Source organism: Egicoccus halophilus (assembly GCF_004300825.1).
Lineage (GTDB): Bacteria > Actinomycetota > Nitriliruptoria > Nitriliruptorales > Nitriliruptoraceae > Egicoccus > Egicoccus halophilus.
Genome location: NZ_CP036250.1, coordinates 3372384 through 3386020, shown reverse-complemented (window position 1 = coordinate 3386020; position 13637 = coordinate 3372384). Strand labels below are relative to the sequence as shown.

Genomic DNA, 13637 nt, shown 5'->3' with positions numbered 1-13637 from the left:
CGCACCTACGGGCGCCGGCCGCCCAGTGACCGTATCGTCCGTTGGAACTAGTCGTCAGCGGGTGGATGCCTGCGGCGCGACGGTTTCGCGGGTCCGGGCACGGGGAGGGAGCGGACATGCAGACGCGGGGGGAGGCGTCCCACGAGCGCATGGGGCGGTGGGTCGGCGGTGGGCTGTTGGTCGCCATCGGGACGACCAACCTGCTGCTCGGGTTGATGATCGTGCCCGGGGTCGGGTCGCTGCTGCAGACCCCGCTGCAGAGCGGCGTCGGGCTCGTGCTGCTCGGGCCCGTGCTCGTGCTGCTCGGTGCGGCCGTGCTGCGCGGCTCGCGGGTGGCCGCGCTGGTCGGCGCGGTGGCCGCCGTGGCCCTGCTGGTGATGCAGAACGCGCTCGCTCCGGGCGAGCCGGGTGCGGTCGGCCGGACACTGCTGCTGGCGCTGCTCGCCGTCGCGCTGGGCGCGGTCGTGCGCGGCCACCGGGAGCCGACAGCCGCCGGTCGTGGCAACGTCACGGCCTGATTTCTTCGGTAGAACTGACCAAGGAAGGGAGTTCCTTCGGCGAACTTCGCCGGAAGACGGGCCGCCCGGGCTCGTTAGCATCCGGCGGGGTCGAACCGTGAGGGAGCCGTGGCCGAGACAGCAGCCGAACACCGCCGGGGCATCCGGATCGGCATCGACACCGGTGGCACGTTCACCGACGTCGTCGCCGTCGAGTCCGCCACCGGGCGCATCGTCACCACCAAGACGCCGTCGACGCCGGCCGACCCCTCGGTCGGGTTCCTCGACGGCGTGCGCAAGGTCCTGGGCCTGCTCGAGGCCGGCGGCGAGGACGTCACCGGCGTGTCGCACGGCACGACGGTGGCGACCAACGCGCTGCTCGAGGACGCGGTCGAGACCGTCGGGCTGATCACCACCGAGGGGTACCGCCACATCCTCGAGATCGCCCGCCAGTCCGTCCCCGACGGCTACGGCAACAGCTACTTCTGGGTCAAGCCGGACCGGATCGTGCCGGTCGACCTGGTCCGCGAGGTCGGCGGACGCCTCGACCACACCGGCCGCGAGGTCCGCCCGTTCGACGAGGACGGTGCCCGGACGGTGGCCCGCTGGTTCCGGAAGCGTGGCATCGACACCATCGGGGTGTGCCTGCTGCACGCCTACGCCAACGACGTCCACGAACGCCGACTGCTCGAGATCCTCGTCGAGGAGCACCCCGACGCGGTCGTGTCGCTCTCCAGCGAGGTGCTGCGCGAGTACCGCGAGTACGAGCGCACCGTCACGACGCTGGTCGACGCGTCCGTGAAGCCGAAGGTGACCCGCTACGTGCGCAACATCGCCGCCCGCCTCGACGAGGCCACCGGTGACGGGCGCGACGTGCCGTTCTACGTCATGAAGTCCAACGGCGGGGTCATCAGCGCCGACGAGGTCGTGCACCAGCCGATCACGACGGTGCTGTCGGGCCCGGCCGCCGGGGCGCTCGGCGCGGCCCTGGTCGCCAGCGAGGCCGGCTACGACCGCCTGCTGACCTGTGACGGCGGCGGCACCTCCACCGACGTGTCCGTGGTCCTCGGCGGCGAGCCGACGCTCACCACCGAGGGCTCGGTCGGCCGCTTCCCGTCCAAGATCCCGATGATCGACATCGTCACCGTCGGTGCCGGCGGGGGCTCGATCGCCTGGATCGGTCCGGAGGGGACCCTCAAGGTCGGGCCACGCTCGGCGGGCGCCGACCCGGGACCGCTGTGCTACGGCCGTGGCGGGACCGAACCGACCGTCACCGACGCACACGTGTACCTCGGTCGCATCCCGCCGCACCTGCTCGGCGGCGAGATCGCGCTCGACCGCGACGCCGCACAGGCCGGCATCGAGGCGCTGGCCGGCAAGCTCGGGCTGTCGCCGCAGGACGCCGCCCGCGGCATCCTCGAGATCTCGGCCTGGAACCAGGCCAACGCAATCCGCCAGGTCACCGTCAAGCGCGGCCTGGACGTGCGCGACTTCCCGATGGCCGCCTTCGGTGGGTCCGGGCCACTGCTGGTGTGCCGACTGATCGACATCCTCGGCCTGCCGGCCGTTCTCGTGCCGCGCGACCCGGGCAACCTGTCGGCGTTCGGGCTGCTCACCGTCGACGTCAAGAACGACTACGTGCAGACCCACGTCGTCCGCGACGACGCGCTCGACCGCGACGAGCTGTCGGCGGTGTACGGCGCGCTGCAGGCGCGGGCCGCCGACGCGCTCGACCGCGAGGGCTTCCCGACCGACGCACACCGGTTCCAGCGCACCGCCGACCTGCGCTACGACGGCCAGGCCTTCGAGGTGCGGGTGCCCGCGCCCGACGGCCCGGTCGACGCCGCCTTCCAGCGCGCCGTCGTCGACGCCTTCCACGACGAGCACGAACGCCTCTACGGCTACGCCTACCGGCCCACGCCGGGCGACGAGGGCAGCGCCCACCGGCACCGCCACGCGGTCGAGTGGGTCAACCTGCGCGTCACCGGGATCGGCCCGATCGAGCGGCCCGTGCTGCCACGGCTCGAAGCCGGCGACGGCGACCCGGGACGGGCACGCACCGGCGAGCGCCCGGTGGTGTTCGGCGGGGACGCCGTGGACACCCCCGTCTACGCCCGCGAGCACCTGCTGGCCGGCGACGTCGTCGTCGGCCCGGCGATCGTGGAGGAGTTCGGCTCCACCGTGCCGGTCCACCCGGGCTTCACCGCCCGCGTCGACGAACTCGCCAACCTCGTGCTGGAAGCGGAGGGCACCGACCGATGAGCGCCACCGACACCACCGCCGCGGTGGACCCGATCGTCCTCGAGATCGTGCAGGGCACCCTCGCCTCCATCGAGAAGGAGGTCGAGGACGCGATCGGCCGCACCTCGCGTTCGCCGATGATCCGCGACGCCCACGACTACCGGGCCGGCATCCACGACGCGAAGCTGCGCAAGCTCACGGGCCGGTCGTACTCGGCGCTGGTGCACCCGGTCGCCCGCGACTTCCCGCTGGACACCATGCGGCCCGGCGACGTGTTCTTCCACAACGACGTCTACCTGTCCGAGGGTGGCATCGGCCACCTGCCCGACCTGTGCGTCACCGTCCCGGTGTTCGCCGCCGGCGGCCCCGACGCCGAGCCGCGGGTGGTCGCGTTCGTGCAGGCCTTCGGGCACCACGACGACATCGGCGGGTGCGTGCCCGGCTCGATGCCCTCGGGTGCCCGCAGCGTCTACGAGGAAGGGCTGATGGTCCCGCCGATCAAGCTGTGGGACCAGGGCGTGCCCAACCAGGCGGCGCTGACGATCATGACCCGCAACTCGCGCATGCCCGAGTCGCTGGCCGGTGACCTCGACGCCGAGTGCTCGGCGTGCCTGATGGGCTCGCGGCGGCTGAGCGAACTGTTCGAGCGCTACGGCGTCGACGTCGTCGAGGCCTGCTTCGACGCGATCGTGGCCAACAACACCCAGACCTACCGGCGCGAGATCCTGCCGAAGATCCCCGACGGGACCTACGTCTGGGAGGACTACGCCGAGCACGACGGGGTCGACGAGCCCAAGCTGCACCGGCAGCGGATCACGCTGACCAAGGAGGGTGGCGACACCGACGAGGCCCGGCTGATCATCGACTTCACCGGCACCTCGCCGCAGGCCAAGGGCCCGATCAACCACGTCGGCGACGCCGCGGACGGCAACTTCCTCAAGAAGTGGCTGGCACCGATCCTGCGCAACCTCGCCGACACCCCCGAGCGCATGGCCGAGCTCGACGTCAACGAGGGCATCGTCGACCTGATCGAGATGCGCTTTCCCGAACCGGGCACCCTGCTCACGCCGATCTTCCCGGCGCCGACCAACGCCCGCACGTTCGTGATCCTGCGCCTGCTGGGCGTGCTCGCGGGTGTCCTCGCCAAGGCCACCGACGGGCGCATGCCTGCCGACCAGGAGACGATCCGCTACACCGGCGTCTACGGCGAGCGGCCCGACGGCACCTCGTACCTGATGCGCGAGGTGCTCGGCGGCGGGTCCGGTGGGCGCTACTACGCCGACGGCGAGGACACGATCCACGTCGTCCCCGACTCGCGCAACCTGCCGACCGAGTTCACCGAGTCGCGCTTCCCGTTCCGGGTCGAGAAGCTCGGCCTCGCGGTCGACTCGGGCGGTCCGGGCACCTACCGCGGCGGGCTCGGCTACGAGAAGTGGATCCGGATGCTCGAGCCGGCGTCGTTCATGTCGATCGCCGACCGCTCGATCCTGGCCTGCTGGGGCGTCAACGGCGGTCGCGCCGGCGCACCGTTCCAGGTCACCGTCGACCCCGGCGGTCCGAACGAACGCGAGCTCGAAGGGCTGGTCGACGACGAGCCGATCGCCGCCGGCGAGGTGATCCGCGTCCGCACCACCGGCGGTGGTGGCTGGGGCGACCCGCTCGAACGCGACGTCGACCACGTCCGCCGCGACGTGCAGTGGGGCAAGGTCAGCCGCGAGGGTGCACACGACGACTACGGCGTGGTCGTGACCGGCACCGACGACGACCCCGAGGTGGACCACGACGCGACCGTGGCGCTGCGTGCCCGGCTGCGCGAGGAACGCGGCGAGATCGCGACGTTCTTCGACCGCGGCCCCGGCTACGCGACCCTCGACCCCGACGGCGCCGCGTACCCCGAGGTGGACCTGCGCTGATCCGCGCCGCGTACGCGGTCGGGGGACGGCGCAGAACGGCCGGCCGCGTCGTGCCGCGTCCGCAGGTCGTCCGAGCTTTCCCGAGCCGGCGAGGACAGGGACGACTAGCGTCCTCGGGCACGCGGACCGCAGGTGTCCGGTCGCCCATCACCATGGCCGTGTGGCTGGGGGAGACGCCGGTATGGACGTCGCGACCTGGGTCGAGAACTATCGGGTCGCGTGGGAGCGCGCGGACGTCGAGCTCGCGTCCTCGCTGTTCACCGACGACGCGACCTACCGCAACGACGTGTTCGCCGCACCCAACGTCGGTCGTGCCGGTGTGGCCGAGTACTGGACGCGGGTCACCTCGCGGCAGTCGGACGTCGAGGTGCGGATGGGACGACCGTTCGGCGTCGACGGACGGTTCGCGGTCGAGTTCTGGACCAGGATGGCCGTCGACGCCGAGGACGTCACCGTCTCGGGCACCCTGCTGCTGCTGATGGCGGACGACGGACGTTGCCGTTCGCTGCGCGAGAACGTCAACGTCGCCGAGGGCCGGGTCGACCCGCCGCCGGAGTGGGGCACCTGACGTCGGGCCGCCCCCCGCCGACGACCACTAGGCTCGGTCGTCCATCACCGGCGGACGGGAAGACCATGAGCGCGCAGGCAACCGGAGCGGGACCGCTCGCGGGCATCCGGGTCGTCGACCTCTCCCGTGCCCTGTCGGGCCCGTACGCGACGCTGATGCTGGCCGACGCCGGCGCCGAGGTCGTCAAGGTCGAGCGGCCGGGCGCGGGCGACGACACCCGCGGGTGGGGGCCGCCGTTCGTCGGCGAGGACGAGTCCGAGTCGGCCTACTTCCTGTCCATCAACCGGTCGAAGCAGTCGGTCACGCTCGACCTCAAGGACGCGGACGACCTGGCCCGACTGCGCACGCTGATCGCGGACGCCGACGTGCTGGTCGAGAACTTCCGGCCCGGCGTGATGGACCGGCTGGGGCTGGGGAGCGACGCGCTCGAGGAGCTCAACGACCGCCTCGTCGTGCTCTCGATCACCGGCTTCGGCGAGGGCGGCCCGGACGGGCAGCGCTCCGGCTTCGACCAGATCATCCAGGGCGAAGCCGGTCTGATGGGCATCACCGGCCCGAAGGGTGGCGAGCCGACGAAGATGGGCGTGCCCATCACCGACATCCTGTCGGGGATGTTCGGGGCCTACGGCGTGGTCGCGGCGCTGCACGAGCGCGAGCGCACCGGCAAGGGCCAGCGCGTCACCACCTCGCTGCTCGCCGCCGCGGTGGCCGTGCACACCTTCCAGGGGACCCGCTGGACGCTGGCGGGGGAGGTCGCGGAGCCGGGCGGCAACCGGCACCCGACGATCGCGCCGTACGGGGCGTTCACCTGCGCCGACGGGTGGGTCAACGTCGCGGTCGGCTCGGAGGGCCTGTGGCAGCGCTTCGCGCCGCTGGTCGGGATCGACGTCGACGACGAGCGCTACGCCACCAACCGGCAGCGCGTGGCCAACTGGGACGAGCTCGAGGCCGAGATCAACGCGGTGCTGGTCGACGACCCGGTCGGGACGTGGATGGCCCGGTTCAACGACGCCGGCGTCCCGGCGGGCCGGATCCGTTCCATGGACCAGGTCTATGACTGGGACCAGCTCGAACACCTGCAACTGATCGACCGTGTGTCGCACCCCAGCGCCGGCGAGCTCGCGCTGCCCGGTGCGCCGGTCGCCTGGTCGCGTTCCGGCCGCCGTCCGCCCGAGCCACCGCCGCTGCTGGGCCAGCACGACGACGAGCTCCTCGGTGACCGCGACGAGGGCCGCTGACGTGCCGCCGGCCGGCGCGTCCGTCATCATGGGCGAGATCCGCTACCTCGACGAGCTGGCGCGCGGCAGGGCGATGGCGAAGATCCTGCGCGGTTAGCGGCGCCGAAGGCGAGAGGGGCGGGCTCCCACGCGTCGAGATGCGGACCTGCAAGGCACTGCGCGGGACGCCTGCTCCGCCCGTAGGTGGGTGCCACTCCACCCGTCGGGGGAGGCGTGAACCCACCCGCGGACCGATGTGCCCGGAGCTCGGGCGGCGCAGGATGCGCCGACCGAGATCAGGAGCCGCTGCCCGTGTCGCAGACGTTCGCCGAGGTGTTCGCCGCCCACCACCACAGCGCGTTGCGGCTGGCGACGCGGCTGACCGGTGGGGACGTCGACCTCGCCGAGGACGTCACGGCCGAGGCGTTCGCCCGGATCCACCGCTGCTGGCGTGACGGCATCGACCACCCGCGGGCCTACGTGCACCGGGCCGTGGTCAACACGGCCACCGACCGGTTCCGGCAGCGTGGTCGGGAACGGGACCTGCTGCCCCGACTGTTCGAGCCCGAGGGCGTCACCGCCCACGACGAACAGCTCGCGCAGCGTGACGCACTGGTGGACGCCCTGGCCGGGCTGCCGGTCCAGCAGCGCACGGTGCTGGTCCTGCGCTACTTCGAGGACCGCTCCGAGGCCGAGATCGCCGCGCTGATGGGCACCAGCCGGGGTGCGGTGAAGTCCAGCGCCGCCCGCGGCCTGTCCCGCCTGCGTGCGCGGTTGGCCGGGCCGCCACGCCGCGAAGGTGCCGCGACCGCCGAGCCCGCCGACGTCGCGGCCGCCTACGTCGCCGACGCGGACGTCGCCACGCTCGACCGAGCCGCTTCCGACGCAGCGCGTCCGGCCCTGGCCGCGTGACCGGCGGGGACGCTGCGACGCACGCCCGGGTCCGCGCGGCGGTCTGACCGCTCGCCCCGTTCGCTACGACACCTCGACCTCAGGCGTGGACCCCGCGGAGCAAGGCCTCGCCATCGACCCACGGGTGACGGCCCGCCCGGCCGGGACGTGGCCCCGACGAGCGTCGCGGTGTGGCTCCGGCGAGATAGAACGGGCTCGCGTAGGCCACCGCGTAGTCGTTGCACGGGTGCCCGGCGGGTCCTGGTGTCGCGTTGGGACGGCTGGGGTCGGCGATGCGCACGACGGCCCACGAGGTCGTGCGACGGTCGACGGGCGCGCTGACGCGGATCGGTCGGCGCTCGCGCGGCGCGGGCACCTCGATGCGCTGCGTGTGCACCACCGTCGGGACCTCGTCACCGGAGGTCAGCACCTGGACCTCGAGTGGCATCCCGGCCCGCTCGGCGCCCCAGTCGAGGTCGATCTCGAGGTCGAGGCGCGGTGCGTTGCCCGGCACGGTGCCGCCCATGCGGGTGTTGCCGGACGCGCCGACGTCGAGGCGCAGGCCCCGCTCGCGGGTGGCGAACATGCGGCGCGACTTCATGGCGGCGAACACGCCGTCGCGCGTCAGCCGGTCGAGCCACAGCCCCGTCCGACCCTTGTCGTCGGGTTCACCCCAGTTGGTGCCGTGCTCGTCGGTCACACCGGTGAGCCCGACGTGCCAGCCGGCGTCGAGGCAGGCCACCAGCGGCGAGGGCAGTCCCTGGGCGAAGTTCTTGAACAGGTAGTCCTCGTTGCGGTTGAGGATCTCCATGGAGACCATCCGGTCGCGGACCCGCTCGTCGTAGGCGAACGCGTCGAAGACCTCGGGTTCACGGTTGGGGTGGTTGAAGCCGGCGATGCCGTCGGCCCCACCGCCGAGCGCCGACGAGGGCGAGCGGCGCAGCCACTCGTAGAAGCCGGCCATGCCGTCCGGTCCGGCGTCGCGCACCGCGTCGAGCAGTTCCGCGCCGCCCGGCAGGTCGGCCAGCGGTCCGAGCAGGGCGCGCAGGCCGTCGAGGGTGATGCCGATACGGGCGAGACCCTCGGCGGTCAGCCCGCCGGTCTCGAGCGGGTCGGTGACGTCACGGGTGAACCAGACGTTGATGTGACCGAGGTACGGGCTCGACCACTCGAAGCCGCGCAGGGCGGTGAACCGGTGCGGGTCGTCGGCCGCGTCGGCGTACTCGGCCGTGCGCTCGAATTCCCCGCCGGTCATCCCGAGCGTGGAGCTGCAGGGGTCGGTCTGCCCGAAGGGAGGATCGGGGACGAACGCGCACACGCCCGGGGCGCTCAGCGCGACGGCGGCGACCGTGTGGTCGGTGAGCGCGGCGACGTCCAGGCCGGCGTGGCGCATCGAGGTGTGCGCCCGGCGCGGGTCACCGGCGGCGTCGGAAAGCTGCGTGTGGTTGTGCAGGTCCGCGTGCGCGACCCGCTGACGGCCGCCGAGGCGCGACAGACGTCGGTCCCCACCATCGGGTCCAGCGGCCGGGCGAGCGCGGTGCCGGGCATCATCGCGAGCGCCGCGGCAGCCGCTCCGGCCTTGAGCACGGTGCGGCGGTCGACGGCGTGACCGTCCCGGTGCGGGTGGTCGTGGGAATGGACGTGCGACATCGGACGCGCTCCGGCTCTCGCTGGGGGCACCCGGCAGCGCGCCCCCTGAGACCGCGCTGCCCGGCACCCGGGACCTGCCGGACGCTACGGCCAGGAGGTGTCGGCCCGGTGACGTGTCCGCAACGGGAGGTTGAGCGCGCGGCGACCGGCGGGTCGACGCACGCCGCGACGAGGGCCGTGCCCGCTGCGGTGCCGGCGAGTAGCGTGAGGGGCCGTGCCGAAGCGTCTTCCGACCAAGCGAGAACCGTCGTGCCCACCCCCACGCCCCACATCAGCGCCGCCCCAGGGGACTTCGCCGAGGCGATCCTGCTCCCGGGAGACCCGTTGCGCGCCAAGCACATCGCCGAGCACCACCTCGACGACGCCCGCGAGGTCACCGCGGTGCGCAACGTCCTCGGCTACACCGGCTCGTACCGGGACATGCCGGTGTCGGTGATGGGCACGGGCATGGGGATCCCGTCCGCGTCGATCTACAGCTCCGAGCTGATCACCGAGTACGGGGTCAAGCGACTGGTGCGCGTCGGCTCCTGCGGGGCCGTGCAGGACCACGTGCAGCTGCGCGACGTGATCCTCGCCGTCGGCGCCTGCACCGACTCGCAGGTCAACCGCGCCCGCTACGGCGGCCTCGACTTCGCCGCGACGGCCGACTTCGGCCTGCTGCGCACGGCCGCCGAGGCCGCGGAGGCCGCCGGGTTGCCCTACCGCGCCGGCAACGTGCACTCGAGCGACCTGTTCTACGACCCGCGGGCCGCCACCGGCTACTTCGACCGGATGAACGCGATGGGCGTGCTGGCCGTGGAGATGGAGGCCGCCGGCATCTACGGCGTGGCCGCGGAGAACGGGGCACGTGCCCTGACGGTGCTCACCGTCAGCGACCACATCCGCAGCGGCGAGGCGACCACGTCCGACGAGCGCCAGACCACCTTCGACGACATGGTCCGCATCGCGCTCGACGGCCTGGTGCTCGACGCCGAGCGCGCCACGGCCTGAGCGGCCTCACGCGCCGGCGGGGTGGACCCCGCCGGCGCGGCCGTTGCGGTCGGCGAGCAGCCCGGCGAGCGTCGACAGGGCGATCTCCGCGGGCGTCTTCGAGCCGATGTCGAGGCCGATGGGCCGCCGGACCGTCGCGATGAGGGCCTCGTCGACGCCTTCCGCGGCGAGCGCGGCGTGGTGCGGCCCGTCGTGGCGGGGCGAGCCGAGGATCCCGATCCAGCGTGGCCGGGCCCGCACCAGCGGCGCCATCACCGCCCCGAGGTCGCCGCGGTGGTGGTCGGTGACGACCACGTCCGCGTCGTGCAGCGACACCTGTGACGGGTCGTGGTGCACGGCGTCCGCACCCGCCCGGTGTCCGCGGGTGACCAGCGCCCGGTCGGGTTCGAGCAGCACCGTCTGGAATCCGACCTCACGCCCCCAGTGCAGCAGGTAGGACGCGACCGCGCCGGCGTACACCGCCACCAGCCGCCGGGCAGCTTCCGGCATGTCGCCGGTGTCCGCTGCCGTACCGTGGGCCACCTCGCAGGCCCGATCGGTCGCGTCCGCCATGACACCCGCCTCCTGGTCGCTCGCGTGTCACCGTCCGGCCGACGATACTGCGTGCCCCTGACCCCGACCCGTGGAGTGTCGATGCGAGCCCGTCCCGACGGTCCGGTCGCGCTCGCCGATGCGCTCGCGCAGCGCGCCTACCTCGCCGACCGGGGCCTGGCCACCGCGCTGCACCTCGCCGGTCGGCTCGGCCGGCCGCTGCTGCTCGAGGGGGACGCCGGGGTCGGCAAGACCGAGGCCGCCAAGGCCGTCGCGGACGTGTTCGGCGCCACGCTGGTGCGCCTGCAGTGCCACGAGGGGATCGACCGCTCGCAGGCGCTCTACGCGTGGGACCATCCGCGCCAGTTGCTGCACCTGCGGGCGCTCGAGGCGTCCGGTGAGCGGCCCGATGCGCACGAGCAGTCCCTCTACACCCGCCGGTTCCTGCTGGCGCGGCCGCTGCTGACCGCGTTGGAGCTCGGCCGCGACGCGGTGCTGCTCGTCGACGAGGTCGACCGGGCCGACGACGAGTTCGAGGCGTTCCTGCTCGAGGTCCTCAGTGACTTCCAGGTCACCGTGCCCGAGCTCGGCACGATCCGGGCGCCGCAGCCCCCGACGGTGATCCTGACCTCCAACCGCACCCGGGAGCTGTCCGAGGCGCTGCGGCGGCGTTGCCTGTACCACTGGATCGACCACCCGGACGTCGAACGGGAGGCCGCGATCGTGCGGGTGCGGGTCCCGGAGGTCCCCGACGCCCTCGCGCACCGGATCGCCGGCGTGGTGGCCCGGTTGCGGGCACTGGACCTGCACAAGCCGCCCGGGGTGGCCGAGACCGTCGACTGGGCGCGCGTCACCGCCGACCTCGGTGGGGAGCTCGACGTCGCGTCGGCCGCCGACACCCTCGGCGTCGTGATCAAGGACCGCGACGACCTGACCGCGGTCCGCAGGGTGCTCGCCGAGGTGGTCGAGGCGTCGCGGTGAACCGCGCCGGCGACGACGATCCCGGCGCCCGGGACGCGGGGGAGACCGCCCGCGTCGACGCTGCGGGCGACGCCGACGGCGCGGACCACGTCGCGGCACTGGCCGCCGGGCTGCGCACCGGCGGTGTCGAGGTCGGCGGCGCCCAGGTCACCGCCTGCGCGCGTGCGCTGGTCGAGGTGGCGCCCGACGACGTCGACGGCCGCTACTGGGCCGGCCGGGTCACGCTGTGCTCACGACCCGGTGACGTGCCGGTCTACGACCGGGTGTTCACCGCCGTGCTCCGTGGCGGCGGGACACCGCCACCGTCCTCCTCGCCGGCCGAGACGCCGGTGGACCCGTCGGAGGAGGCGCAGCAGGCGGGCTCGGACCGACCGGGCGGTGCGGGCGGTGACCCGCCCGACGACGACCTGCGGGCCGGTGGCGTCGCCATGGCACACGAGCGGCTGCGCCATCGGCGGTTCGACCGGCTCGCGCCCGACGAGCGGGCCGAGGTCGACCGGCTGGTGGCGGCCCTGCCGGTCGCGCTGCCGGCCCGGCGGACCCGTCGACGCCGTCCCGGCCGCGGCGAGGACCTCGACCTCGCCCGCACGCTCGACCGGGCGATGTCGCTGGAGGGGGAGGTGCTCGAGTTCGCCCGGCTGGTGCGCCGGCAGCGCGCGCGCCCGCTGGTGCTGCTGCTCGACGTCAGTGGCTCCATGGCGCCCTACGCGCGGCCCCTGCTGCGGCTGGCCGTGGCCGCCGGCGCCGGCCGACGTCGTCCCCGACCGCGGGTCGAGGTGTTCGCGTTCGGCACGCGGCTCACCCGGTTGACCGACGTGCTGGACGCCCGCGACCCCGATGCCGCGCTGGCGGAGGCGGCCGCCCGGGTGGTCGACTGGGACGGTGGCACCCGCATCGGCGCGAGCCTCGACCGGTTGGTGCGCGACCACGGCCGCCGGGGGTTGTTGCGAGGTGCCGTGGCGGTGGTGTGCTCCGACGGGCTCGAGCGTGGCGCCACGCCCGAGGCGCTGGCCGCGTCGGTGGGGCGGTTGCGCCGCAGCGTGCACCGGCTGGTGTGGGTCAACCCGCTGGCGGGGGACCCGCGCTACACGCCGACCCAGCGGGGGATGGCCGCGGCCCTGCCCCACCTCGACGTGTTCCTGCCCGGCCACGACCTCGGGTCGCTCGAGGACCTCGTGGCCGTCCTGGCGACCCTGCGCTGATCCGACGCGAGCCGCGTCAGCCCGCGACCGTGACCGGTCCGAGCGCGACGAGCTGTTCGGCGATCAGCTGGTGCCCGTCGTTGCTCGGGTGCAACCCGTCGACCGAGATCAGACCCTCGTCGACCGGGTCGGTCAGACCGTCCTCGCCGTGGAAGGCGTCGTGGACCTCGGCCACGGTGACGCCGCGGGCGTCGGCCGCCCGCAGGATGGTCTCGTTGACCTCGTCGAGGGTCGGACGCAGCCGGTCGAGGTGCTCGCCGACCCGCGGGTCGCCGGCGAAGGGGACGTACAGATCGAGGGTTCGCACGTCGGTGTCGTCGCCGACCAGGGCCGCGACCTCGTCGAGGATGTCGTCGAAGCGCTCGGCGAACCGCTCGGCCGCGTCGCGCAGACAGGCGAGCTCGTCCTCCCCGCCGCAGTTGCCCGACAGGTAGGTCGGCAGCACCCGCAGCAGGTCGTTGCCGCCGATGTCGAGGGTGACCAGGTCGGCGTCGGCCAGCGCGGCCTGCACACCGTCGTCGTCCTGCAGCGACGACAGCAGGTCCTGGCTGGTCCAGCCGTCGACGGCGAAGTTGGTCACCTCGACGTCCGCGCCGGTGTCGTCGCGGACCAGCTCGGCGTACTCCTCGACGTACGAGGTCGTGGCACCCGCCCCGGTCGCCAGCGAGTCGCCCAGCGCGACGTAGTCGATCGTGCCGGCGGACCCCGCGGACGCGTCGTCGTCGCCGTCGGGTTCGTCACCGCCGGCGGCGTCGTCCTCGATCGCCTCGCCGGTGTCCTCGGCCGGCGCGTCGAGCTCGCCGGTCGGGGCGTCGGGTACCGGCGCGTCGGTCGTCGAGACGTCGTCGGCGGATCCGTCGTCGCACCCGGCGAGCAGCAGGGCGAGCACGGCCGTGGGAGCGAGCAGTCGGCGCAGGGAAGTCATGTCCCCACGGTAACCCTCGTCGGTGTCCGAC

The 13637-nt window shown here is 73.6% G+C and carries 13 protein-coding genes; 10 read left to right on the top strand and 3 right to left on the bottom strand.

The genetic code is table 11. The features are described 5' to 3' along the window. Positions 1 to 116: 116 nt before the first annotated feature. The 7 genes from ELR47_RS15375 to ELR47_RS15350 all read left to right on the top strand — a co-directional run bounded on the left by ELR47_RS15375 (position 117) and on the right by ELR47_RS15350 (position 7348). Positions 117 to 518 (top strand): hypothetical protein, encoded by a 402-nt coding sequence (locus tag ELR47_RS15375; RefSeq protein ID WP_130650684.1) that lies wholly within the window; start codon positions 117 to 119, stop codon positions 516 to 518. A gap of 108 nt (positions 519 to 626) precedes the next feature. Further along, positions 627 to 2759 (top strand): hydantoinase/oxoprolinase family protein, encoded by a 2133-nt coding sequence (locus ELR47_RS15370; protein WP_130650683.1) that lies wholly within the window; start codon positions 627 to 629, stop codon positions 2757 to 2759. Beyond that, positions 2756 to 4651, top strand: coding sequence for a hydantoinase B/oxoprolinase family protein (locus ELR47_RS15365; protein WP_130650682.1), 1896 nt, complete (start codon positions 2756 to 2758; stop codon positions 4649 to 4651). Before ELR47_RS15370 ends, ELR47_RS15365 begins: the two co-directional genes overlap by 4 nt. Positions 4652 to 4832: 181 nt before the next feature. Next, a complete protein-coding gene (locus tag ELR47_RS15360; RefSeq protein ID WP_130650681.1) occupies positions 4833 to 5219 on the top strand; it encodes a nuclear transport factor 2 family protein in 387 nt (128 codons plus the stop codon). A 65-nt stretch (positions 5220 to 5284) separates the two neighbouring features. Next, positions 5285 to 6457 carry a CaiB/BaiF CoA transferase family protein gene (locus ELR47_RS15355; protein ID WP_130650680.1) on the top strand — a complete coding sequence of 391 codons (1173 nt, stop codon included), beginning with the start codon at positions 5285 to 5287 and terminating at the stop codon, positions 6455 to 6457. After that, positions 6435 to 6554, top strand: coding sequence for a DUF2200 domain-containing protein (locus tag ELR47_RS19185; RefSeq protein WP_165404126.1), 120 nt, complete (start codon positions 6435 to 6437; stop codon positions 6552 to 6554). The genes ELR47_RS15355 and ELR47_RS19185 overlap by 23 nt, the downstream gene beginning before the upstream one ends. Positions 6555 to 6748: 194 nt before the next feature. Next, on the top strand, positions 6749 to 7348 hold the full coding sequence (locus ELR47_RS15350; protein ID WP_165404125.1) for an RNA polymerase sigma factor: 600 nt from the start codon (positions 6749 to 6751) through the stop codon (positions 7346 to 7348). 79 nt (positions 7349 to 7427) lie between these two features. Here the strand turns inward: ELR47_RS15350 and ELR47_RS15345 are convergent, their stop codons facing one another. Further along, on the bottom strand, positions 7428 to 8720 hold the full coding sequence (locus tag ELR47_RS15345; RefSeq protein WP_130650678.1) for a CehA/McbA family metallohydrolase domain-containing protein: 1293 nt from the start codon (positions 8718 to 8720) through the stop codon (positions 7428 to 7430). A gap of 506 nt (positions 8721 to 9226) precedes the next feature. Between ELR47_RS15345 and deoD the strand changes: the two genes are divergently transcribed. Beyond that, complete coding sequence (gene deoD, locus ELR47_RS15335; RefSeq protein WP_229730700.1) at positions 9227 to 9967, top strand: purine-nucleoside phosphorylase; 741 nt, start codon at positions 9227 to 9229, stop codon at positions 9965 to 9967. A 6-nt stretch (positions 9968 to 9973) separates the two neighbouring features. Here the strand turns inward: deoD and ELR47_RS15330 are convergent, their stop codons facing one another. Beyond that, positions 9974 to 10519 carry an XdhC family protein gene (locus tag ELR47_RS15330; RefSeq protein ID WP_130650675.1) on the bottom strand — a complete coding sequence of 182 codons (546 nt, stop codon included), beginning with the start codon at positions 10517 to 10519 and terminating at the stop codon, positions 9974 to 9976. 81 nt (positions 10520 to 10600) lie between these two features. Here ELR47_RS15330 and ELR47_RS15325 point away from each other — a divergent pair, with 81 nt between their 5' ends. Continuing rightward, on the top strand, positions 10601 to 11479 hold the full coding sequence (locus ELR47_RS15325) for an AAA family ATPase (RefSeq protein ID WP_130650674.1): 879 nt from the start codon (positions 10601 to 10603) through the stop codon (positions 11477 to 11479). Then, on the top strand, positions 11476 to 12681 hold the full coding sequence (locus ELR47_RS15320) for a vWA domain-containing protein (RefSeq protein WP_130650673.1): 1206 nt from the start codon (positions 11476 to 11478) through the stop codon (positions 12679 to 12681). The genes ELR47_RS15325 and ELR47_RS15320 overlap by 4 nt, the downstream gene beginning before the upstream one ends. A 16-nt stretch (positions 12682 to 12697) precedes the next feature. Here the strand turns inward: ELR47_RS15320 and ELR47_RS15315 are convergent, their stop codons facing one another. Then, positions 12698 to 13606 carry an SGNH/GDSL hydrolase family protein gene (locus tag ELR47_RS15315; RefSeq protein WP_130650672.1) on the bottom strand — a complete coding sequence of 303 codons (909 nt, stop codon included), beginning with the start codon at positions 13604 to 13606 and terminating at the stop codon, positions 12698 to 12700. Positions 13607 to 13637: the final 31 nt, after the last annotated feature.